At 60.5% G+C, this 22441-nt stretch carries 24 protein-coding genes, 1 tRNA gene and 1 pseudogene; 14 read left to right on the top strand and 12 right to left on the bottom strand.

The window, feature by feature from the left end; all coding sequences use genetic code 11:
* The 5 genes from AN233_RS14075 to AN233_RS14055 form a co-directional block, all read left to right on the top strand.
* The coding region (locus AN233_RS14075; RefSeq protein WP_245626079.1) for an elongation factor 1-alpha at positions 1 to 890 on the top strand (890 nt) is incomplete at its 5' end.
* A gap of 3 nt (positions 891 to 893) precedes the next feature.
* Positions 894 to 1202 carry a 30S ribosomal protein S10 gene (rpsJ, locus tag AN233_RS14070; RefSeq protein WP_058367404.1) on the top strand — a complete coding sequence of 103 codons (309 nt, stop codon included), beginning with the start codon at positions 894 to 896 and terminating at the stop codon, positions 1200 to 1202.
* A gap of 128 nt (positions 1203 to 1330) precedes the next feature.
* Positions 1331 to 1888 carry a rhomboid family intramembrane serine protease gene (locus AN233_RS14065; protein ID WP_058367403.1) on the top strand — a complete coding sequence of 186 codons (558 nt, stop codon included), beginning with the start codon at positions 1331 to 1333 and terminating at the stop codon, positions 1886 to 1888.
* Between the two features lie 91 nt (positions 1889 to 1979).
* Positions 1980 to 2051 (top strand) — tRNA-Ala (locus AN233_RS14060).
* A gap of 466 nt (positions 2052 to 2517) precedes the next feature.
* Positions 2518 to 2748, top strand: a complete 231-nt coding sequence (locus AN233_RS14055) for a hypothetical protein (RefSeq protein WP_058367402.1) — start codon at positions 2518 to 2520, stop codon at positions 2746 to 2748.
* A 12-nt stretch (positions 2749 to 2760) separates the two neighbouring features.
* Here the strand turns inward: AN233_RS14055 and AN233_RS14050 are convergent, their stop codons facing one another.
* The gene (locus tag AN233_RS14050; protein WP_058367401.1) at positions 2761 to 3000 is read right to left on the bottom strand and encodes a hypothetical protein; all 240 of its coding nucleotides are present in this window, start codon (positions 2998 to 3000) and stop codon (positions 2761 to 2763) included.
* A 236-nt stretch (positions 3001 to 3236) separates the two neighbouring features.
* On the opposite strand from AN233_RS14050, the gene AN233_RS14045 reads away from it, so the two are divergent.
* Together AN233_RS14045 and AN233_RS16535 are read left to right on the top strand one after the other, a co-directional pair.
* Positions 3237 to 3818 (top strand): hypothetical protein, encoded by a 582-nt coding sequence (locus tag AN233_RS14045; protein ID WP_080508486.1) that lies wholly within the window; start codon positions 3237 to 3239, stop codon positions 3816 to 3818.
* Positions 3819 to 3882: 64 nt separating this feature from the next.
* Complete coding sequence (locus AN233_RS16535) at positions 3883 to 4167, top strand: DUF3892 domain-containing protein (RefSeq protein WP_080508485.1); 285 nt, start codon at positions 3883 to 3885, stop codon at positions 4165 to 4167.
* Between the two features lie 266 nt (positions 4168 to 4433).
* Here AN233_RS16535 and AN233_RS16970 read toward each other — a convergent pair whose 3' ends face one another.
* The 3 genes from AN233_RS16970 to AN233_RS16965 all read right to left on the bottom strand — a co-directional run bounded on the left by AN233_RS16970 (position 4434) and on the right by AN233_RS16965 (position 5802).
* Positions 4434 to 5057: a hypothetical protein gene (locus tag AN233_RS16970; RefSeq protein WP_125920045.1), complete on the bottom strand. Its 624-nt coding sequence runs from the start codon at positions 5055 to 5057 to the stop codon at positions 4434 to 4436.
* Between the two features lie 261 nt (positions 5058 to 5318).
* Positions 5319 to 5510, bottom strand: a complete 192-nt coding sequence (locus AN233_RS14040) for a hypothetical protein (protein ID WP_058367400.1) — start codon at positions 5508 to 5510, stop codon at positions 5319 to 5321.
* Positions 5511 to 5583: 73 nt separating this feature from the next.
* Entirely contained in the window at positions 5584 to 5802 is a 219-nt protein-coding gene (locus tag AN233_RS16965; RefSeq protein WP_125920044.1) for a hypothetical protein, read from the bottom strand.
* A 101-nt stretch (positions 5803 to 5903) separates the two neighbouring features.
* Here AN233_RS16965 and AN233_RS14035 point away from each other — a divergent pair, with 101 nt between their 5' ends.
* Complete coding sequence (locus AN233_RS14035; protein WP_058367399.1) at positions 5904 to 9812, top strand: Eco57I restriction-modification methylase domain-containing protein; 3909 nt, start codon at positions 5904 to 5906, stop codon at positions 9810 to 9812.
* A 33-nt stretch (positions 9813 to 9845) separates the two neighbouring features.
* On the opposite strand, the gene AN233_RS16530 is transcribed toward AN233_RS14035, so the two are convergent.
* Positions 9846 to 10070 carry a hypothetical protein gene (locus tag AN233_RS16530; protein WP_245626078.1) on the bottom strand — a complete coding sequence of 75 codons (225 nt, stop codon included), beginning with the start codon at positions 10068 to 10070 and terminating at the stop codon, positions 9846 to 9848.
* Between the two features lie 246 nt (positions 10071 to 10316).
* Between AN233_RS16530 and AN233_RS14030 the strand changes: the two genes are divergently transcribed.
* Both AN233_RS14030 and AN233_RS17475 read left to right on the top strand, forming a co-directional pair.
* Complete coding sequence (locus AN233_RS14030; protein WP_058367398.1) at positions 10317 to 12011, top strand: DUF262 domain-containing protein; 1695 nt, start codon at positions 10317 to 10319, stop codon at positions 12009 to 12011.
* Between the two features lie 550 nt (positions 12012 to 12561).
* The gene (locus AN233_RS17475) at positions 12562 to 12699 is read left to right on the top strand and encodes a hypothetical protein (protein WP_172967156.1); all 138 of its coding nucleotides are present in this window, start codon (positions 12562 to 12564) and stop codon (positions 12697 to 12699) included.
* A gap of 325 nt (positions 12700 to 13024) precedes the next feature.
* Here the strand turns inward: AN233_RS17475 and AN233_RS14025 are convergent, their stop codons facing one another.
* Positions 13025 to 13744: a hypothetical protein gene (locus AN233_RS14025; protein ID WP_058367397.1), complete on the bottom strand. Its 720-nt coding sequence runs from the start codon at positions 13742 to 13744 to the stop codon at positions 13025 to 13027.
* Between the two features lie 335 nt (positions 13745 to 14079).
* Between AN233_RS14025 and AN233_RS14020 the strand changes: the two genes are divergently transcribed.
* On the top strand, positions 14080 to 14700 hold the full coding sequence (locus AN233_RS14020) for a hypothetical protein (RefSeq protein WP_058367396.1): 621 nt from the start codon (positions 14080 to 14082) through the stop codon (positions 14698 to 14700).
* A 180-nt stretch (positions 14701 to 14880) separates the two neighbouring features.
* Entirely contained in the window at positions 14881 to 15603 is a 723-nt protein-coding gene (locus AN233_RS16960) for a hypothetical protein (RefSeq protein ID WP_125920043.1), read from the top strand.
* Here AN233_RS16960 and AN233_RS14015 read toward each other — a convergent pair.
* The gene (locus AN233_RS14015; protein WP_218055100.1) at positions 15600 to 16604 is read right to left on the bottom strand and encodes a tyrosine-type recombinase/integrase; all 1005 of its coding nucleotides are present in this window, start codon (positions 16602 to 16604) and stop codon (positions 15600 to 15602) included. The two genes, AN233_RS16960 and AN233_RS14015, sit on opposite strands and share 4 nt — an antisense overlap.
* 482 nt (positions 16605 to 17086) lie before the next feature.
* Between AN233_RS14015 and AN233_RS14010 the strand changes: the two genes are divergently transcribed.
* Positions 17087 to 17608, top strand: a complete 522-nt coding sequence (locus AN233_RS14010; protein WP_058367395.1) for a type IV pilin — start codon at positions 17087 to 17089, stop codon at positions 17606 to 17608.
* A gap of 73 nt (positions 17609 to 17681) precedes the next feature.
* On the opposite strand, the gene AN233_RS14005 is transcribed toward AN233_RS14010, so the two are convergent.
* The 5 genes from AN233_RS14005 to AN233_RS13985 all read right to left on the bottom strand — a co-directional run bounded on the left by AN233_RS14005 (position 17682) and on the right by AN233_RS13985 (position 22014).
* Positions 17682 to 18188 (bottom strand): hypothetical protein, encoded by a 507-nt coding sequence (locus tag AN233_RS14005; protein WP_058367394.1) that lies wholly within the window; start codon positions 18186 to 18188, stop codon positions 17682 to 17684.
* Between the two features lie 6 nt (positions 18189 to 18194).
* Complete coding sequence (locus AN233_RS14000) at positions 18195 to 18581, bottom strand: DUF7522 family protein (protein WP_058367393.1); 387 nt, start codon at positions 18579 to 18581, stop codon at positions 18195 to 18197.
* Between the two features lie 84 nt (positions 18582 to 18665).
* Positions 18666 to 20216, bottom strand: a complete 1551-nt coding sequence (locus AN233_RS13995; protein ID WP_058367392.1) for a sensor histidine kinase — start codon at positions 20214 to 20216, stop codon at positions 18666 to 18668.
* A 90-nt stretch (positions 20217 to 20306) separates the two neighbouring features.
* Entirely contained in the window at positions 20307 to 21611 is a 1305-nt protein-coding gene (locus AN233_RS13990) for a ribonuclease catalytic domain-containing protein (RefSeq protein WP_058367391.1), read from the bottom strand.
* 97 nt (positions 21612 to 21708) lie between these two features.
* Positions 21709 to 22014: a DUF7562 family protein gene (locus AN233_RS13985; protein WP_058367390.1), complete on the bottom strand. Its 306-nt coding sequence runs from the start codon at positions 22012 to 22014 to the stop codon at positions 21709 to 21711.
* A 177-nt stretch (positions 22015 to 22191) separates the two neighbouring features.
* Here AN233_RS13985 and AN233_RS18140 point away from each other — a divergent pair.
* Positions 22192 to 22441, top strand: a pseudogene (locus AN233_RS18140) (RNA-binding protein); the annotation flags it as partial.

Genomic DNA, 22441 nt, shown 5'->3' with positions numbered 1-22441 from the left:
GCGAGCACGTCTTCCTGGCTCGTACCCTCGGTATCAACGAGCTCATCATCGGCGTCAACAAGATGGACCTCGTCGACTACGACGAGGACAAGTACAAGGCCGTCAAGGAGGAGGTCCAGCAGCTCCTCAAGCAGGTCCGCTTCAACGCGGACGACGCCAAGTACATCCCCATCTCCGCGTTCGAGGGCGACAACATCGCGGAGGAGTCCGAGAACACGGACTGGTACGACGGCGAGATCCTCCTGGAAGCGCTCAACAACCTGCCGGAGTCCGAGCCGCCGACGGACGCGCCGCTCCGGCTCCCCATCCAGGACGTCTACACCATTTCCGGCATCGGGACCGTCCCGGTCGGCCGTATCGAGACCGGCGTTCTCGCGACCGGCGACAACGTCTCCTTCCAGCCGTCGGACGTCGGCGGCGAGGTGAAGACGGTCGAGATGCACCACGAGGAAGTGCCGAAGGCCGAGCCCGGTGACAACGTCGGGTTCAACGTCCGCGGCATCGGCAAGGACGACATCCGTCGCGGCGACGTCTGTGGTCCGGCCGACGACCCGCCGACGGTCGCCGAGACCTTCCAGGCGCAGGTCGTCGTCATGCAGCACCCGAGCGTCATCACGGCCGGCTACACGCCGGTCTTCCACGCGCACACGGCGCAGGTCGCGTGTACCATCGAGTCGATCGACCAGAAGATCGACCCGTCCTCGGGTGAGGTCGCCGAGGAGAACCCGGACTTCATCAAGTCCGGCGACGCCGCGGTCGTCACCGTGCGCCCGCAGAAGCCCCTCAGCATCGAGCCGTCTGGCGACATTCCGGAGCTCGGCAGCTTCGCCATCCGCGACATGGGTCAGACCATCGCGGCCGGCAAGGTGCTCAGCGTCGACGAGCGATAATCGATGCAGCAGGCACGCGTCCGCCTCGCCGGCACGAGCCCCGAGGACCTCGACGACATCTGCGACGACGTCCGCGAGATCGCGGACTCGACGGGGGTCTCCCTGTCGGGCCCGATCCCGCTGCCGACGAAGACGCTGGAGATCCCGTCCCGCAAGTCCCCCGACGGTGAGGGGACGGCCACGTGGGAACACTGGGAGATGCGCGTCCACAAGCGTCTGATCGACATCGACGCGGACGAGCGGGCGCTTCGCCAGCTCATGCGCATCCAGGTTCCGAACGACGTCAGCATCGAGATCGTTCTCGAAGACTAAGCGCTAGGGCGCACCTCGCGTTTCGTTCTCTCTTTGTTTTCACCCTCTCTAGCGGTCGCGCTCTCCGACGAGGTGAGACACGCCGCATCGCCGATGTCGTTTTGTCGCTCGCCGCCCGATTCCCGGTCGTGCGCGCGACGGTCGAGACGCTCGCGGTGATCGCGGTCGTGTTCCTCCTCCAGCTACTGCTGGGGGTCGTCGGCCTCGCGTCGACGCTCGTGTTGAGCGCCCCGTTGACGACCGCGCCGTGGGCGCTCGCGACCGGCGTGTACGCTCACGCGGGGCTCGGGCACCTGTTCACGAACGCCGTCGGTCTCCTGATCGCTGGCCCGCTCGTCGAGCGGCGGACGACCCGGCCGCGGTTCCACCTCTTCTTTCTGGGATCCGGCGCGCTCGCGGGGGTCGCGGAGGTGACCCTCGGGGGCCTCATCGGGCCGGCGCCCGCGGTCCTCGGCGCCAGCGGCGCCGTGTTCGCGCTGTTCGGCTATCTGCTCGCGGGGAACGTCGTGAGCGCGACCCTGTTCGACCGGCTGCGGCTCTCCGCCCGCGCGCAGGTGGCGCTGTTCCTCGCCGTCGCGGTCGCGATGACCCTCGCCACCGCCGCGCCGGGCGTCGCGCTTATCGCCCACGCGACCGGCCTGCTCATCGGCCTCGTCGCCGGTCGGCTGCGGCTGCTCGACGCGTGAGGGCTGGGCCGCCGGTACGCGTTCGGTTCTCACACCGGCCATCGAAAGGTAAGGTACAAGTACGCCGGTCGACTTTTCACGATTGCAGCGCGGGCTCGTAGATCAGTGGCAGATCGCTTCCTTCGCAAGGAAGAGGCCCGGGGTTCAAATCCCCGCGAGTCCATACGCGCTACGCGCGTTCAGTAATCGCAACACGGCGTTGCTTCTTTAAATAACTACCTCCGCCAGAAACCGGTGTGTTCGTACCGTCGTGCGGCACCGCTTGCCGGTAGTGTGTTGATGATTTAATCTCACTACCCCGACGACGTACCGCAGTTTTCTATAATGACGACCTCGACCAACCCCGCCAGTTGAGCCGCTCGCACGCCTCGGCGACCACCCCTACGAACAGTCGTTCACCGGCTCATCAACTCGCGTCTCATACCGCGCGCCAGAAACCCACTCGGCACCGCGTGTCGGTGATGTTTTCTCACTCGCCCCGCACCGTCTGGCGATTTCGCATAATGACGGAGTAACTCGACGTACAGGAACCCGATGAGCGCCGCGCGGGCTGTCGCGCGAAGAATTGACTCCCGGCGACTTTTGTCTTTAAACTTACAGTTCTGCGGCTCGTAGGGAGTTACACCGGTATGCCCGAACCAGACCCGCCCTTCGACGTGGACCACGTTGCGAAACTCATCGAGATACACGGGTACGCCACTACCCGAGACAAGCAACGAGAAATCGAGCGGGAAATCATCGACGCGACCGTCGGCGAGTATCAGGCGGAGTGGCTCTCCGAGCAACGGGAGGAGGCTCGCTCGGACGACGATTCGGCATCCATCGAAGCGCGCAGAGAAGCCCTGCGGAAAATGGGGTGAGCCTTCGCCCGACTATTCCTCGTCCATCTCAGTCAGCCACCAGACGGTATTTCGCCCGCCAATCTGTTTCGAGTCGAGTTTCCCCTGCTCGTCGAGCGCGACCAGCCGGTCGTAGGTCGCGCGCCGCTTCAGCGGGACCTCCTCGGTCACTTCCGCAGTCGAAAGAACGGGGTCGGCGCTCTCGCGGAACAAGCGAAGTATCTCCTCGTCGCTCACCTTCGGTTTCGGTCCCGGTTTCGAGCCGTCACTCATACCTCCACGTTCGGGGCTTCCCACATTAACAGTACCGTCAAAGGCGGTAACTATTTAGTTACTGCCGTCTTAGGAAGTATTGAGGAGGACACCGTCCCCTCGGGGCGTTGGAAAACGCCCGGTGCTGGAACACCGGACGGTGGCCTTCCGTGGTACCAGAAAGCCATGCGAAGCAACAACTCTGCCGCTCAAAAGCGCATCGCTATTCAGAACGCCGTCGTCCGCGGGGTGGTCGCGTGAGCGACGAACCGAGCCGGAACGCGGAGCGTGTCGTGAAGTGCCCCGTCGAGGGGTGCGACGCCGAGAAGTTGGCCCGCGGGATGTATCTCCATGTCCTCCGAAGCGTCGGCGACGGTCACGGTGAGCAGGGAGAAATTCCGGATGAGGTTTCCCTCGACGACCTCGAAGAAGTCGGCACTCGGGAAGTCGAGGTGAACTACCCGGCGGAGCGCGAGGTCGAGAGCGTCGCCCGGCTCTGCCCGTACTGTGGCGTGCCGTTCCGGGGGAAGCACGGGGTGCTGATTCACCTCGGGCAGGTCGCCGGGCGGAAGAACCACCCACCGAACGCCTCGAAAGTCCACGAGCCGGAGGATTTCCCGGTCGTCGAACTCGACGACAACGAGAACATCGTCGGCGTCGTGAGTAGCCGTCCGGCGGAGTCACCGGATAGCGATGTCGACGAACAGGAAGCCGATGAGCCGGAGGCGTTCGCGGTGTTCTCGAAGGACGAAGTGGATTACCTATCTGCTGTCATCCACTCGGAAACTAATGATGAACGAGCGAAAACACTTCTCCAGCGTCCGTATCTAAGGGAGTAGAACGGTCCACTTTCACTCTGGTTGGCTGACTCTTTTACCCCGACCGTCTCTAATAGAGTGTGTAATGGCAACCTATGTCGTTGAGTGCGTAAACGTTGATGACGGCTCACAGTACGATGACTGCCGATGTATCGAGAGTATAGGGTTCCCCGCAAAGAACGGCGGTATCACCACTCGAACACCAGCCGAGGTGTATGATTGGGTGGAAAATGATGGACATACGGTAGTCGTACAACACGATGGAGATGAAACAGAGGTGGAGGGTGTGAAGGATGGAGCGACGAAATACGTTCGGACAGAGCCGAACGATACCGAAGACGACAACCTTCTGAAGCAGCCATCTTGTTAGAGGTCGGCCCTATCAACGACGCTGTGACGAGAAAGCGTAGTTCTCAACGCGCCGTAATCCGATGAGGCCGCAGAGTACATTATGCTCCTTTTCAGCAACCTCCGGACACGTTCGATTTGGTTCACAACAGAACTTAGACGAGGTACGAGAGAGAAAGTCCAGAACCGCGACAACCGAATCAGGCCCGGTGATTACGATGGGTTTCAGTTTGGCTTCTTCTTCGGGCTTCACCCTCATTAATAGAAATGGGTTTAAATACCCCTACCTCACAGCCAGCCGTCGTCCCACTCCTCATTGATTTCTCGCCACGCTTGGAGACCTGCCGGGTCTACTTCGTAGGCATCGTGTTTTGTGGGAGTCAGTTGGCCGGTTCGGACACGATGTTCGATTTTTCCATAGAGGCTCGCGTACTGTTTTCGGGGGATACGTAGGTTGACCCGTTCCTGTTCAACGAAGGGGTCGAACGCTTCGGCGCTCGTCTGCGGATGACACTCCCGGCGCGGGTCGTGCTGATGGATTACGTAGCCGCAGGTGACGAGTGCGGAGACGTGTATTCGAACTCCGAACTTGGAACGAGGGAGACCATTGAATAGGTCAACCGCCAGTTGCTGGAGCCTATCACTCATCCTCAGATGGCTACTCATACACAAGATGAGCCACCGATTGAGACAGTACGTCTCGTAGCGCTTATTCTGATACTTCGGACCGTTCTGAAGACCGCTATTCAGCCGGTCAAGATACTGGAAGTAGTCTCGTTTATTCGGCGGATGGTAGTCTGCGGGCCACTCCTCGTATTGAGGGATGTCAGACCAGCCGAGGTAAGTAGCGTTATTCGTGTCTGGTGCGTCAATTGGATTCGGCTTTCGTTCCGGTTGCTCAGAGTCGTGCATAGTGGAACCTCGATGAACACTCGACGTAGAGCCACGGCTACCGTCGAAGTAGGCAAATTGGTTGGGTGTTGCCAGCCGGGGATGGTGAGTGTTCACCGAAACGGATTCAAGAGGATGGCTGGTCGTACTGATACATACGTATTGTGAGAATAAATCTGTTTCGCGAACTGACAGAGAATCCGGAAGTCATACCGGTGCCACCATCCCTGTCGGTCCGGATTCTGCGTCTACTGTACGAAGAATTTAGCAGTTGGAGTGACACTATTTTCGTGCGACGGCGTGGCTTGCTTCGAGGACCCTCGGCTCATCGATGAATCGGTTCCCAATGGGGAGATAGATAGAGTCGCCGCCGCGTTCGATGCGCACGCTGAACACGTCGTCGTCCACGAGGTCACCATCGAACACGAACTGGACGGCCTTCGGGCCGCGGAACGACCCGCTCTCCCGAAGCACGTCGCGGAGTTCGCGGACGGCCTCATCGCGTTCGTCCGCGTAGGCTTGTACACAAATTCGCAGATAGAATTGGCTAACGCCCCGTCAAATCACGCTTCAGGTCTTTTAGTTCCCGTTTGAGTTCTTCGACTTCATTTTCGATACCTCTGTGACCCTCTACTTTATTTTCGAGGTCATCAAGTCGTCTCTCTATTCCATCAAAAGCCGTCCGCCCCTGTACCGATTCTTCCAGACTTTCCAGCCTGTCTTCGAGTCGGTCTACCCTTCGCTCTAACTCACTAATCTCGTCCATACGGCAACAAGGGAAACAAACCCTATTGAAAACTCGCCAACCGTAGTGGAAGTAATCGCACGTCGTCAACGTTTATGAGTTGGCGGTAAGGAGACAGTCACATGCCTGAGGTATCTTCGTTCTTCGATTCCCTCGACGCCATCGGGTCGCGCACCGATGACGACATGAGCGAGCGCGATGTCGAGAACTTGTTCCTCGAAACCGGCTTCTACGATGCGCTCGGCTATGAAGGAACGGGAACCGACATCCGTAGTGAGTTCACCCTTCCCGACAATCGCCGTCCGGATTACATCACCCTCGATACGAACGAAGCCGTCACCGCGGTCTACGAGTTCAAGACCACCGGACGAGACCTCGGTGGTCACGAAGACCAACTGTTCCACTACATCGACAATCTCCGGGCGGAGTACGGCGTACTAACCAACGGAAACGAACTTCGACTCTATCGCCGGGGTGAAGACCGTCCGATTGTGACCGTCTCGGTCGAGTCGGTCACCGAAAGCGATGCTCGGGACCTGTTCAGCGCGCTTCAGAAGCGGGAGTTCGACCTGACCGACCCCGACGACGTGAATCAGTTCCTTACCGACCTCGACCCGATTCCGCTGGACCAGCAGGCCGAACTCGGACAGGAACACTTCTTCGACACGTTCCGGCTCGAAGAAGACAGTCCGTTCGCCAACCTCGTCACCGGGATGATGGACCTGCTCCACGAACTCCGTGACGACAGGGAAGCCAAGTTCGTGAAGGGTGCCTACGACTTTTGGGAAGCCACCTACGCGGACGAGCCGGACGAGGTTCCTGACTCGTGGGAGCCGTTCATCAACGGGAAGCAGTCGCTTCGGGACTTCATGTTCTGTCTGGAGAGCGGCCACGCGCTTCTCGCCCGACTCCTGCTGGCGAAGGCCACCGAAGACCATGATTTCTTCGCCGGGACCGGCTACGACGGGATGGACGACTATTTCCGCGGTCTTCAGGGCTTCAGCGACACCATCAACCTCGACGCCTTCCCCGTCGCCGCCGACAACCTCATCGACGACATGCAGGAGCAGCTGGTCGAGGGCCTGTTCCAAGACGACATCTTCGTGTGGTGGACCGACGGCTACGCCGAGCAGTTGGCCCGGGGCCACGAGACCGGAGCGAGCCAGTTCAAGGAAGTCGCCGAGGGAACGGGGTCAGTCGAGCGCATTAGCGAAGCCACGCGGGACCGTTTCAGTCGCGCTGTCGCTGAGGTCTTCTTCAACGTTCTCCGGTTCGACTTCGCGGACGTGGAGGGCGACCTCCTCGGCGACCTCTACCAGCGGTACTTCGACCCGGAGACCCGCAAGGCGCTCGGCGAGTTCTACACGCCTCAGCCGGTCATCGACTACATCATGGACGGCGTCGGCTACGAGCGCGGTGTCTCGAACCAGCGACTCATCGACCCCGCGTGCGGGTCGGGGACGTTTCTCGTCGAAGCGGTCCGGCGGTACATCGAGGACGTGGAACGCTACGAGGACGAGCCTGATTGGGAGGAACACCTCAAGGACCTCTGTACGCGTCCGCGAATCGTCGGTCTCGACATCCACCCGTTCGCGGTGTTGATGGCGCAAATCCGATTCGTGGTCGCAATCTTACCTGCGTACCGGCAGGCGAAGGCACAGAACTCCGACTTCACACTCCGGCGGCTCCCCATCTACCGCACCGACACGCTCCGAAACGAGCGCGAACTCACCGGGGCGGACATCGGGGAGGACGGAAGTCGGCAGATGACGTGGGACGCGATGACCGAGGACGAGCAGGACGTTCGTATCCCGGTTCCGCTTCCAGTCGAAGTAGACGAGGACGAGGTGGACGAGACCGAGGACGGCTTCCTCGTTCGTCGCGTTCGGATGCCGCTGTTCGACACTATCCAGTTGGAGACTGGCGTCAACAACTTCGGCGAATACTTCGCGGCGCTTCAGGGCGTGCTGGACACGGTGAAAGACCACATGGCTCTCGCCGAGGAGTTCGGCGGTGACTTCGACTGGTCGTACCACAGCGGGCTGGAGGAGCGCGTCAATCACTACACGTCGCAGGACTACACGGGGGTCGAGGAGTTCTTCGAGCCGTACGTTGACGACATGCTGGAGAACGTCCGCTACCTCAAGGAGGAACACAACGACGGGCGGCTGTTCAAGATGTTCGAGGACACCGTTCTCGCGCTCGTCGTCAAGAACTACATGGAGTACGACTACGTCGTCGGGAACCCCCCGTACGTCCGAATCCAGAATCTCCCCGACCAGCAGAAGGAGATGATGGACCAGTTGTACGATTCGACGACGGGCAACTACGACATCTACTGTCCGTTCTACGAGCGCGGTCTCGACTGGCTCCGCAAAGATTCGGGTAAACTCGGTTTCATCACGCCGAACCAGTTCATGGTCACGGACTACGGCGAGGGACTTCGCCGGGTGATTCTTCAGGAGAGTCGCATCGATGAGGTCTACGACTTCCGTGACTCCGGTGTTTTCGAGGACGCGACGAACTACCCGGCAATCGTCATTCTCGAAGACGAACCCGATGAGGCCGCCCGAGAAGACAACGACATTCGAAGTGTCCGCGTCAAGGCAGATACCGACGAGGAAGGAGACCGAGAACTGGACGAGGCCATCATCAAGTCGGTACGCGACCATCGGGGCGAACTCGGGTACTCCGACGAGTTCATTGATGTGTTCGACTTCCCGCAGAAGAAACTCTTAGGGGGCGACTATTGGGCGATGATGCCGCCCAAGGAGTTACAGGTCTTCGAAAAACTGGAATCTCACAGTACCGAGAACTTTGGAGACATCACAGACGCCATCTTTGCTGGTACGCAAACGAGCGCGAACAAGATTTATTTGGTCACACCGGTCAACGCTGACCGCATAGAGCCGGATGAAGGTGGTGACACAGTCAGAGTTGTTCCTACGGGTGAAAATCAGGAATACGAAATTGAGACTGACTTACTGTGTCCGTGGTTGAAAGGGAAGGACATCGAGCGGTGGCGCGGTGAGTGGTCCGGTCTTCACGTCATCCTACCACACTATGTTGAAGAAGATGGAGATGGGCCTACCACAAAAGCATACGACTCTGAATACCTACGAGAGAACCTGCCGCTAACTTGGCAATACTTTGAGGCTCACCGCGATACATTGGAGGGGAGAGAAAGCGGTCGGATGGAAGGACGAGAGGATTGGTACGCCTTCATCTATCCAAAGAGCCACGAACGGTTCGAGAAGCCCAAAATCATCGGTGCCCACATTTCGGAGAATGCTCGTTTCATGATAGATAGCGAGGGCGTATGGTACTTCAAAACGGCATACGGAATTGAGTTGGATGAACCATACCGGAACTTGACCGAGGAGATGGCTTGCCAACTCAACTCGAAGGCTCTCGACTTCTACTTCAAGCACATCACGACGGTCAAGATGGGCGGATACTACGAATACCGCTCACAGTACGTCGAGAAACTGCCCTGTGTAACAGAAGACAGCGCGGGCGTCTTCGGGTTGATGCGCGCGACGGCAGGCGAGATAGTGGATACCATTGACCTCGACAGCAAGACCGACCGCTTCCCTGAGGCGTACCTCGGCGAGTACGACGGCGAACTCGACTACATCTCCTACGAGTGGCAGACTCGTCGTTACCCGGTGAGCGCAGAGGTCCAAGGCGACGTAGAGGACGAGTTTTCCGTGCAGGCGGGACGCTCGGACACCATCAGCGACCCCGCAATGTACTCCGATGACCGCGAGGCCCGAAAGAAGCGCGCTGAGTACGTCCGGGCCGCCGTGGACGGTCGAAACGTCAAGAGCGGTGAGGAGACGACGATTCCGATTCCGCGAAGTGACAGCGGCGTCGAGGAACTACTCGACCGGCTGGACGACGACCGAGCTGAGGTCGAGCAGACGAACATCGAAGCACTCGAAACCGAGATTGACGAAGCGGTTTACGACCTGTTCGACCTCACCGAGGAGGAACGCGAGGTCGTCGAGGACTACCTCGAAGTGTTCTGACTCCAGGGCGTCCGCCCGCGTCTCATCGGATTGCTACGCCAGTTTGGAGAGTGTATCCACTACCCGGGTAGCCGGCGGGGAGAGGGGAGTGTGGGGAATTTGGGCTTTCACCCAATTACCGGCCTTCTCGCCCCACTTGGCCGCTTTTGAACTGATACTGTACTTCTCGTCCAGTTTCGCCGCAATCTCACTCATAACCTGTTTTGTGATGTATATGACCACCTCCTCAAGTCCGCCCGTGACCGCCGCCGTTCCCAATTTCGACAGCGCCTTCCCTACCGACCGGGCGTCAAGCCCATTCCCCTCCAGGGATTCGAACCCCGACTGTGTCCCTCGGGAGGGACGGCCACGGATGATTCTATGTTAGTCCTCCACAATCTTCGATGTTGGGGTGGTTCGTTCGCCATTGGGTCAGGTGTTGTATCCGCAAAGCGGTCCGAATACTCGTGTATGTGTGGTGACTGAACAGAAATGCCTAATAACGTATCCTGTCTCGAAATGGTCATGAGCGGAAGTCTCGGTATCTCTGCTAACGAGGATACCGTCGAGAGCGTTCTTTCCCGGAACTATCGCTACACCGTTCCGGACTACCAACGCCAGTATTCGTGGGGGGAGGAGCAATGGCGTGCCCTGTGGGAAGACCTCCAAGCGCTCGACGACGGCGAGACACATTTCCTCGGCTCCATCGTCGTCATCGAACGCTCCTCCGGACTGAACGAACTGGACCGGCTCGAAGTCGTAGACGGTCAACAGCGGATGGCGACCATCCTTACGATGCTCGCCGTGATGCGCCAGAAGTATCTCGATGAGGGGGAGAGCGGACAGGCTGACGCGATTCGGAACGAGTACCTGTTCGAGCAGGACCTCGACCAGCAAGAGTATCAGAATCTCACCCTAAGTCGGTACGACAACGACTCGTTCTCGGCGATTCTGAATTGTAACTTCGGCCAGGTGGACAACGAAACCCTGAACGAAGCGCTCGAATTTTTCGGCTCTCGGATTCACGGGCTAACCGTAGAGGAGACGGATACACTCCGAAAGCGGCTGTTGAGTTCAGTCACTCTCGTTTCAATCGAGTGTACCGAAGAGCAGTCGGCGTTCCGGCTGTTCGAGACCTTGAACGAGCGGGGACTGGAACTCTCCTCGGTCGATTTGATGAAGAACCACATCTTCAGTATCGCCGCCCAAGACGACGATGTCGATTACGAGGCGGTCAAGCAATCGTGGCAGACGACGGTTGACAATACGGTCCCGTTCCTCAACAAGCCGAGCAGGTTCTTCCGTCACTACATTATGTCCGCACCGGCTCCGGACTACCCTGACGACGTTTCTGATTACACACTATACGACACCTTCCAGGGCATCATCAGCGATGTTCGAGACTCGGAAGACCTCACGCTCGAATCCTATCTGGCTGACGCGGCTAACCAGTCCGAGTTGTACCTACAGATTGTCAACGCAGACATCGACCGATACGACCGCGGAGGAAATGAGGCGATTAACGAGAAATTGACTCACCTCCACCACATCAAGTCCGTTCAGGCTCGAACGCTCCTCCTCCGCATTTTCCGGGAGTTCGACAACCCGAACAAGGTTATGGAAGCGTTTGGTGTACTTGAGCGGTTCTTGGTCCGTTGGAAGGTCGCTAATTACGCGACTGGTGGACAGTTGGACCGCATCTATTCCGAACTCTGTTCGACCATTTTCGATGAAAGCGACCCCGTGGAGGAGATGCGAGGATACCTCCGCGGCAAGTACCCGAGCGATGCCGAATTTAAGGCCGGCATCGAGAACAAGCGGGTCAAACTCAACAACCGGACGAAGTATATGCTCAAACGCATCGAGGAGGTCCACTACAACGGGAACGTGGACCGGATGGACGATTACGACATTGAACACATCGCTCCTCGTTCCGCGTACACCGCTACTCGTCACAGCGCGTGGGTTACCGCGTTGAATACGACACAGGCGACGTTCGAACAGCACCGAGACCGTCTCGGGAATCTCACTCTCCTCGAATCGGACAAAAACATCCGCGCGAGCAACGACCCATTCGAGACGAAAAAGAACGAATATGCCTCATCAGACATCGCTATGACTCGGTCTATCGGCGAGAACTACGACAACTGGAACCTCGACACCATCCAAGAGCGAACGTCGGAACTCGCCGAAGTCGCTCTAAACATCTGGTCTCTGTGAGTTCTCCTGCTCTCATCATTCGGGGAGTTAGCCCATTATTCTGACTTCTGACAAATTTCGCAAAAACGCAGTCAAATCTGACCACAATAGAGAGGCGAACCTACCAAATTTCGCGCGTGCCTTGCCGACTGGTGTTCCAACCCCCGACCCCTCCCTCCGGTAGACCTCTGAGAACAGGGGAGTCTACCCATAGTCACCTCCGTTTAACCGCGTTTTCTGGCGGTATGGTCCCTCTCGGTGTGAAGTCGGGGCCAAGGCGCGCGCGTATTGGCCGACGCCGACCGATTCTCTGAACTTCATCTATCGGAGAGGTCGCTCTCTCTAAGAGTTACTACTCTAAGGGCATCCCTTCCGGTGGTAACTCGCTCTTTGAACTCGTGTTAAAACCCGATGAGGCCCCGGGGTACAGTACGCTCTCTTAGAACACGTTGGTTGAGGGATTAGTTTACACTCTCCGTTAGAACACGAGAGTCCTGAAAACGTGGTTTTTAGAAGTTGTATTCAAAGAATTGAAGTTCACGGTTAAGCCCTCTCGGAGCGTAGAATGGGTATGGAACTCACCCCGAGAGAGGCGGCCTTTTTGCTCGACGAAATGAGCGAGATAGAAAACGACGAAACGAGGTACCCGTCAGCTCGAACCGAAGCGAGGCGGCTCCGTGAGAAGGCAGAGGCCGCGCTCACGGAGTAATTGAAAACGCGCGCACTCGGCTTTTTTTGAGCAGTTACCACCGTCGGTTCGTTCTGAAGCATCTGGAGGGGAGTGGAGACCTCTCCACCACTTGGAGTCGCCGTCGCCACCGACACCTGGCCTCATCGGGTTGGGGCGCTTCGAGACCGATACTGGAGACGAGAACCAAGACCCCAGCCGCTGGAAACGAGGCTAGACCCGGTGACCGTCGCGGAAGATTTTGAAGAGCCGTGCTGCGAGATTAGCGACTACAGCAGGGCAGAACGAGAGTGAGGCCGTTTTGACTATCGTTTTGGACAGGATGATAGAGTATGTTTGGTAACGGTTAGATGGAATCGTCTCGTTCTGTACTATCCTCCTCATCGAGAACTTCCGTCTCCTGTTCAAGTATTTCGCGCGCTTCCTCAACAGAGAGTAATTCAACCTCTCTATCACCTCCCTCTGTCGTAACTACGAGCGGCTTCTCCTCCTCAACTACAGATGTGAACAGGTCGGTAGCATTGTCTGAGTTCTCCATGAAATACACAAACTCCTCGATAGACCCCTGCCCTGCGAGCATCTTGTCGAGAACTGTCTCCGTATCTGGTCGGGTGCGCTCAATGTCGATGTTCACGGTAACGTTGGCGATGTAGTTTCGTTCACGTCGCTCTGATTCGATGATAGCACGTTCGAGAACACCCGCGAACCCCTCCAATTCGAGTCCCTCCTCAGTATCTCCCCCGAGGTCGGTGATACCCAAATACAGTAACTCAAAGATACTCTGAACTGTCGGACCCCCCTCATCCACGAGATACTCAAAAACTTTCTCACGGTCTTCACCTTTGACGTTGACCAGATAGTTGAAATCAAGGAGCGCGTTTTTCATGCGCTCGCGTATCCGGTACCGCTTGTCTCGGATTGTTTGCTTGTCGGGGCCTTCCTCGGATTCTTCTTCGAGGCCCTCAGCGAGGAACGTGCGGTCGTCCTCGGTGATTATGCCGCGCTTTCTATCCCGTTTCTGCCAATCTGGAATCTCCTGTTCGGAATCTGGGTTATTTTGTGGCATAGTTGCTATCTACGACGCACCCATCGTCAGTAACGACGACAGACTTTAGTATAAGGGTTGCGAATTTGGGGCCGACGCATGGTTCCCGCTCACAGAGGACGCGAGATGCCTCTGGAGGGTGTTGTGCGTCGGCCCGTGTGCGCCCGACGTTTGGGGCGGAGGACGCACACGGGGAGACGAACCGGCCACCGAAAGCCCACGACCAGGGTTACGGTCCCCGGCTCGGACGCCGGGTCATCCCAATCGCAAGGCTCCGATGGCTCAGGTTGACTGTTACGCCGGACTCTTATTATGCGTTGTGCCCCCCGAATTTGGGAGAACGTCCGTCCGTAGTAATGGCTAAACACGACGTAGAAACCTACATCCGCCGTGAAAAGCGGAACACGCACAGCATAGACGACCAGGTCGAAATCTCCCACGCGATGTGGGACCGCGGCAAGCACCCAAACGAGGAGGGTGTCAAGCGGAACGACCTCGAAGACGAACTCGGACTCAGCCTCGATTACAGCGTGAAGACCAGTCTCCGCCACCTGGAGGAGATTGACATCGTTGAGGAGTACCGGGAACCCGGTCCCGACACGTACGTCATCGCCGACTGGCACGACGAGACCTTCATCATGGGCATGGTCGACGAGGCGGCTGAGGAGGGCATCGAGGCCCTCATTGACCACGTCCAAGAGGAGGACCCTGTCAGCGGTGACGACACTCCGGCTATTGCCGACGGAGCCGGCGTTACGCTCCGCCAAGTGGTGGCTGACGAGTTCGACCTTCAGCCCCAAGCACTGGAGGGCCATCTCCGTGGCGACAATCAGGTCGACAAACTGAATGACGCTGTCGAGGGAATCGAGGACCATGAGGACTTCGAGACGCGGGAGGACTATGGCGAAATCCGCTTCGTCAACGTCCCGTACCGCTACCGGCTGACAGCGTTCGCGGTCGACCTCTACAAGGAGTAGGCCGCCGCGGCCTACGCCTCATTTTATTTCGGGTCAGGTCAGACGCTCGGTTCAAACTCGAACGCATTTCCGAACCGCCGTCGGAAGATGACCTCACCAATTCATCGTGAATTAGAGAGGTTCAATTATGCGGTCTACGTGCCCCGTGATTTATGATTCGGGCGACAGACTCCATACAGTATGACATCTGATGTGGAACCCTATGTGGACCCATCTGAATTTCAGGCACCACAGAACCAGTACATCGCTTGGTTGGACATTATGGGAACCGCCAACGCGATGCGCCGCTCGGTCAAAACCGCTGCTGTCAAAGTGTTAAAAATGCACAACGCAGTTCTTGATGTTGAGGATTCGTATGATGTTAACCTCTTTCCAATGATGGATGGAATCTACATCGTGTCCGATGATGGATACGAATTAATTGATTTCCTCCAAGATTTGTTTAAAGGGTATGCTGAATACCTACAAGAGGAGTCTGACCAAGACCATTTTGAGGTCTACTACACTTCCGTTATTCGGGCCGCTATTGCATTTGGTCCACTCTATCATGGTGAAGACACAACTGAGGCCGTCTCGGAGACTATCGCCGATTCGGGGAACTACAAAAATTCGATGTTAGTGGGAGTGCCAATGGCGGATGCTTACGAAGCGGAATCTGAGGCACCTCCTTTTGGGATTCATATTCATCAGTCCGCACGTACTCTCGCTCCAGAGGGTGAAGAGCCAATTCCACAGTATTGGTGGAAATGGTGGAACGATTCAGATGACCTCCCGGAGGACCTATTAGACCTTCTTGAGGAGTATTTTGATTACTTCGAGAATTCTCGTCATAGTGAATATTCACAAGGCAAAATAGACGAACACCGAGAGATGGCTGAGGCGTATCTACAGGACGATTATTAGATGTCTACGAGGTAATCCTCTCGCCGTTCCATCTGCTCGTTCTTCGTCGCCTTGTCGTAGTGCTTGTCCATCACCTCGCGGGACATGTCCACGCGGTCGGCAGTCACATCCTTCGGCTGACCCGCGTTCAACGCCTCGGTGACGTAGCCGCGCCGAAGCGCGTGCGGACTCACCGACGCCGGACATTTGCTCGCGGTGTTGTAGGAGGTCGCCTCACACTCCTGTAGGTCACGCCCCATCGGGCACTCCCCGGTGTAGTGGCACGGACGAGTCGCGGTGTAGATGTTCCGCTGAATCGTCGTCGGCTCGCACCGCTTTCCGTGGCTGGACATCAGCAGGGGCGTCCGTCCGTGTTCGTCCTCGCCGCCGGGGTGATTGAACCGGAGGTAGTCACGGAGAACCGCGGCAACCTCGTCGCTGATGCGCACGTCACGCTCGCCTTTGCCTTTGTTCTTGAGCGGGGTCTCCGTCTCGGGTCGGTGACGAACGCGAAGGTAGGGTCTGCTTCCGTCCTCGAAGTCGTCCGTATCAAGTGCGTACAGGGAACTCCGGCGCATCCCGGTCTTCCAGAGGAGTAGGACGATGACGTGCCGGAGGGTCGCGTACTCGTGCTTGTCGAGGTACTCGATGATTTGGGTCGCTTCGTCCTTCGTCAAGACGGCGTCGGCGACCTCCTCGGTGTCATCGGGTTTGGGGATGCGGACCATCATCCGCAGGTCCTTGGGAACGGCGTTGATGTGTTCGCAGAAGCGTACGAAGTCCTTCACGCAGGTCATGTCGGTTTTGAGCGTGATTGTTTTGACCTGCTCCTGCCGCCACTCCTTGAACTGCTGGATGTCGTCGCTGGTGAGGTTGTTGAGGTTCGTGACGCCCGCGTCTTCGAGCCAGCCGACGAACTTCCGCAGGGTTGTCTCGTAGTTCGAGAGCGTGGAGTCGGTCACGTCGTTGGCCTTGTCGTTCAGGTAGCGGTTCATCGCGTCGCGCGGCGGTGTGGCGTTCATGGGTTGTCGTACCTCGGTTACTGAACGCCGTCGCGCGTGTTCGTACTCGGGGGTTGGCAACCCGCAAGTTCCTTCGTGCGCACGCGGCGAAGCAATCCGAGGCGGCCTAAGAGCCGCCGAGGGTTGCTCTGAGCCGCGTAGAGGCCCGGGGTTCAAATCCCCGCGAGTCCACTAACGTTTTCGGTGGCTTCGAAGGAACTAGACGCCCGTCCGGCGATCGCTGCTTATTGTCCCGCAATTCGGCTGGTCTCGCGTCGGTGCACTTCGCGGAGCGAATTCGTTGACAGAGTCCGTCCGGGCGTGCGCTCTCTGCTCTTGCGTGTTGCGACGGGTCCAGTTCCCGGCCGATCGGCAGCTCGACCGTTCCGAACGACCGCGCCCCCGTGGCTGGACTTTTCGCGCACCGTTCGTCGAAGGGGGTTTTTCTACACTTGGTCTGATCGGCACATTTATGCGCGCTTCCGGAGTAGCCGGGCGCACACATGGAGTTCAAGGAGTTCCTGACGGAGGACCGCGCGGTCTCGCCGGTTATCGGCGTCATTCTGATGGTCGCGATCACGGTGATCCTCGCGGCCGTCATCGGCACGTTCGTCCTCGGACTCGGCGACTCGGTGCAGCAACAGTCGCCGACCGTGACGTTCGCTGGCGATCAGGGGACTGAGACGGTTGACGGCGAATCGGTGAACGCGCTGACGATCACCCACGAGGGTGGCGACAGCGTGTCACAGTCGAACCTCGACGTAGGCGTGAACGGAGAACAGGGATACGTGAACGAGAGCGGGCCCGAAGCTGCCTGGAACCAGACGGGCGATGTGACCGCCGGGTCGAGCGTCACCGTCGTCGCGTACGGGACCAGCGTCACCAGTCTCGAAACCACCGGTGAGAATGAGTACAACAGCAGCAATAACGCAACCGCTCTGACGTCCGGCGACACCGCCCGCGTCGTCTGGACCTCCAACGACGGCTCCAGTTCGCAAACGGTGTTCGACCGCGAGATCAACTGACGCGCGCCGCGCGCGTTTGCGGCTCGATTTTTGTCCCGTTTGCGGGACCGCCTCCGCTTCGGGAGTCGCGACGCTATCGGTCGTCGACTCGCTCGCCGGTGGGGCGCCTGTACGTCGAGTCCGTCGGGCCGACGATCCCGACGGTCGTGTCGTAGTCGACTCGGCGGCGGAAGGCCTCGAAGTCCGTCTCCGCGCAGTAGCCTCGCTGCGGGAGTCGGACGGAGAACCCGTTGTAGCGGTCGACGGAGACGGACACCTCCCTGACTGCGGCCGGATCCACCCGGTCCGCGAGCGTCGCAGCCAGCGTGTCGGCGTCCGCTTCCTCCAGCCGGTCGCAGTCGAAGCCGACGAACCGGTGTAGCGCGCCCGTCGCGGGCGTGTACGTGCAGACGCCCCGACGAACGAGGTCCGGCAGTCGCGGCCGCGTTCGGCCGTCCGGCGTCGTCGGGATCGCGTCTTCTCCCTCCGCGGCGTCGCGGAGCCGCAGAACGTGCTCGACGGCGTCGTCGACGAGCACCGCGTCCGGCTTCTCGAGGCGGATCGACTCGAGGAAGTTCGCGAGCGTCTGGATCGTGGTCATCGCGCGTTACTGTTGCTCACCGACGATCTCCCGCCAGCAGTTCTCGATGAAGGAGTGCAGTTGCGTGCCGACGGTGCGGTCGAAGGTGGCGACGACGCCGCCGCCCTCCCAGCCGGGGAACTGGAAGGCGTAGGCGTTCTCGAACACCTGCACGGTCGAGAGCTGTCGGCCGAGGGTCGACTGGTTCATCCCGCTCGTGTGCAGGCTCTCGTGGATGTCCCAGGCGGCGGCCGCGAACCGGTCGAAATCCCCCGTCTCGTACTCGCTGCGCAGGTCCTCCCGCATGTGCATCACCTCGTGGCTGTCGCGTTCGTAGACGAACACTGCCCGGAGCTGCCGGTCCAGGCGCTCGCGGCAGTACCGGGTGAGCGTGCGTGCGGCGTCTCGTTTCACGCACCTCGGATGGGGGCGGACGCGTATATATCCCGGTCCCGTGCGGTCGGTCTCGGGTTCCGGGGGTGTCTTTCGTGGCGGCCCTCAGGCGTGCTCGACGCCGCGGAACTCGAAGCGTACGCCGCCGTCGTCGGCCGCGGTCAGCGCGACCTCCCAGCCGTGGGCGTGCGCGATCTCGCGCACGATGGCGAGCCCGAGCCCGGTCCCCTCCGCGTCGGTGGTGTGGCCGAACTCGAAGACCGACTCGCGGTCCTCGATGTCGATCCCCGGCCCGTCGTCGGCAACGGCGAAGCCGCCCGGGAGCGCGTCGACGGTGACCGTGACGCCCCGGCCGCCGTGATCGATGCTGTTCCGGAACAGGTTCTCGAACAGCTGCTGGAGCCGGTCCGGGTCCGCCCTGATCGTCGGCGCCTCTGCGATCCGGAGGCTGGCGCCGCCCACGTCGACGTGTTCCCACGCGCGCTTTGCGATCGCCTCGATCGCGACCGTCTCGGGCGATCCGACCGTCTCGCCCTGTCTCGAGAGTTCGAGGAGGTCCGCGATCAGTCGGTCCATGCGGTCGTGGGCGGAGGCGACGGCGTCGAGCCGCTCGCGGGCGGTCGCCGGATCCCCGTCTTCCAGCGCCGCGGTCGCGAGCTCGACGTTCCCGCTCGCCACCGAAAGGGGGTTTCTGAGGTCGTGTGAGACCACGGAGGCGAAGCGTTCGAGGCGGTCGTTCTGCCGCTCCAGCTCGTCGGTTCGGCGCTGGAGCCGCTCCTCGCGGTCGGTCCGGTCGAGCGCCACCGCCGTCGTCCGTGCGAGCAGCCGCGCGACGGTGAGGTCGAGCTCGTCGAACGCGTTCGCGGACGGGCTCCCGACGTTCATCACGCCGTGGTCGCCGACCGGGAGGATCAGCTCGCTGCGGATCCGCGTGGCGTCGTTGTAGCGCTCGGGCACCTCCCGGAGGTCGTCGTACCAGCGCTCGGTGCCGCTCTCGTAGGCCTCCCACGAGAGGCTGTTCCCCGGGGTGTAGGTCGGGTGGTCGCCCAGCATGGCGTCGCCGGTCGCCGTCACCGCGACCGGCTCCAATCGCTCGCCGCGCTCGTCGGCGAGCCAAATCCCCGTGATGAACAGCCCGAGCACGTCCGCGGCGATGTCGACGGCGCGCTCGCACACCTCCTCGTGGGTTCCCCCCTCGAGCAGTTCGTCCGTCGCGCGCTGGAGCGCGGCGATCAGGTCCGCGCGCCGCCGGCCGCGGACGTCGTGGATACCGACCATCAGCCCGGCGGCCGCGCCCAGCGTCGCCAGGTCGACCGTCAGGAAGAACGCCTCGTCGAGCACCTCCCCTTCCCGGAGCTGGTGGAAGAACACGAACGCGGTCAACACCGCCGTCGCGACGCTCCCAACGACCGTCCAGCCGAGCACGCGCCGCCCGTACGAGCGCGCGTACCCCTGCCGACCGAACCAGACGCCGCCGCCGATGAGGGCGATCGAGACGGTGATCGGGAACAGGGTCGCGGTGAGCGTCGGGAGCAGCGCCCCCTCGTGGATCATGACGTGATAGACGTGGACGAGCAGGAACGCGACGCCAACGACTCCGACTCCGGTCGCCGGGCCGCTACTGCCGTGTGACCGGCGCTCCCGGAGTCGTTTCATTCACTAAATACCTTTGTCGCGATCACCATAGATTTGCCCTTCGCGGCGCTTCGGAGGGGCGACAGCTCAGTCGGTCGACGAGTGACCCCGTCAGACCGCGTAATCCGCGTCCTCCGGGTCTTCGACGATTTCGAGGCCGCGGTTGTTGACCGCGTAGGCGTCGACGCCGAGTTCCTCCATGAACTGCTTGTAGAGTCGTTCGGCCGTCTCGCCGTCCTTCTGCTTGTCCGAAGCGCGGTCGCAAAGCTCCACGAGGTTCTCGGGCACGTCGTTCTCGTGGACGATCCAGTGGTTGATCAGGTCCGAGAGCCGGCGGATGGGCGAGGTGAAGTGGCCGTAGATGTCGAAGTTGAGCGCGTGGTGGCCGCCGAAGGGGTCGTTCATGTACTTCGCACGCGGCATCACCTTCAACACGGCGCGCTGGATCTTGTTGAGCTGGCGCTCGGGCGATTCCTCCAAGGCCGCGTTGACCGCCTTGCGGGGGTCGTCGCCCCACGCCTCGCCGGGGATGGAGACGCCGTTCAGCTCCTGGATCTCCTTGAGGGCGTCGTTCCACTGGTCGGGCGTGGGCTGGGGGTGAACGCGGTACATCGCCTCGACGCCGCGGTCCCACATCAGGGTGTGCGTCACCGCCTTGTTCGCCTTCAGCATCGACTCCTCGATGATGGTGTGCGCGCGGTCGCGACGCGGGTTGAGGACGAGCGAGCCGTCCGCCTTGCGCTGCTCGTGCATGCGGTCGGCCAGCTCGAAGGCCAGCTGGTTCTCCTCGCCGAGCGGGAGCGAGGGATCCTCGAGCCGGTTCTCGCACTCGGTGTAGGTGAGCCGTTCGTCGGAGTTGATGACGGACTTGTAGATCTCGATGTTCTCGAACGAGAGCGTCTCGTCGTCGATCTCCATCTCGACGGTGTGTGCGAGCCGGTCCTCGTTGGGGACCAGCGAACAGACCGTCTCCGCGAGCACCGGCGGGAGCATGTGGATGGTGTAGGCGGGCAGGTACACCGTGTTGGCCCGCTGGACAGCCTCCTCCCACATCGACGTGTCGGGGTTGACGTAGTGGGTCACGTCCGCGATGTGGACCCACAGCCGGTAGGCGTCCGCCTCGCGCTCGATGGAGATGGCGTCGTCGAAGTCCTGCGCGTCGACCGGGTCGGTCGTCCACGTCGTCAGGTCGCGGAGGTCGCGCCGCTCGTCGACCTCGTCTTGGATCTCCTGTTGGACGCCCTCGGTGCGCGTTTCGGCCTCTCGAAGCACTTCGGCCGGGAACTCGTCCCGGATCCCGAACTCCTCGAACAGTTCCTCGCGCTTCTCCGACAGCCGCTCGGCCAGTTCCGGCGTCACCGTCACCGGACCCTGGTCCTCCGCGGAGCCTTGTTTCGGCTCCTCGTCGTCGCTCATACCGGGTCAAGGCGCGTCGGGTAGAAAGGCGTGTCGGGGGGCAGGTTCTGGTCCAGGCTCTCGGGACGACGCGGAGGAACGGTCGATCGCGTTCGGTCTACCGGTCGGACTCCGACTCCGCGGCGTCGGCGCGGTCGCGCACCGCCTCCGTGTACCGCCGACAGAACTCCGCCCGCGAGAGACCGTCCGCCTCGACGGCGACGAGCAGCGACTCCAGCCCGTCCCGCGGTTGGAGGCACAACTCGTCGTGACAGTCCGTACAGAGGTGCTCGAACTGTTTGTCCGTGCGGTCCCAGCGGTCGCCCTCCTTGTCGTACTCGCGGGCCTCCTCGCGGAGCACGACCGTTCCACAGGCGATACACACCACCGTCGTCCGGTCCCGGGACCGCCCGGAGCGCCACATAGACGGGGGCAGGGGAGCCCGGCACTTAGCGTTTGGTGCGGCGGCTGACGCACGTCCGACGCGGATCGTGCGTCGGCCCCGTCCGACCTCGCGCGTTCCTCGCTGCACCCCGTCCGACCCGGTTCCCCCGTCCCCCGAATGGGGCGATTTATCCGCCGGCCGGCCGAGAGAGGAGGTATGCAGGTGAAGTCCCGCCACCACCTCCGCAGTGACGAGATCGACGAGATCGCCGAGGCGCTCCGCGACGGGCTCGGCGTCGAGCTCTCGGGCGACTCCTTCGAACTCGTGGAGCTGTCCGACTCCACGTTCGACCTGGTGCTCGTCGACGGCGAGCCGCTGGTCTTCTACGTCGACGACGAGCCGTTCCTCACCGTCCGCGGCGCCAACGATCACGAGCCGGAGTCCGGCGTCGTCACGGTCGACGCGG

The organism is Haloparvum sedimenti, assembly GCF_001462205.1.
GTDB lineage: Archaea > Halobacteriota > Halobacteria > Halobacteriales > Haloferacaceae > Haloparvum > Haloparvum sedimenti.
Note: the sequence above shows the minus strand (reverse complement) of the source record. Positions and strands in the feature narration are given on the sequence as shown.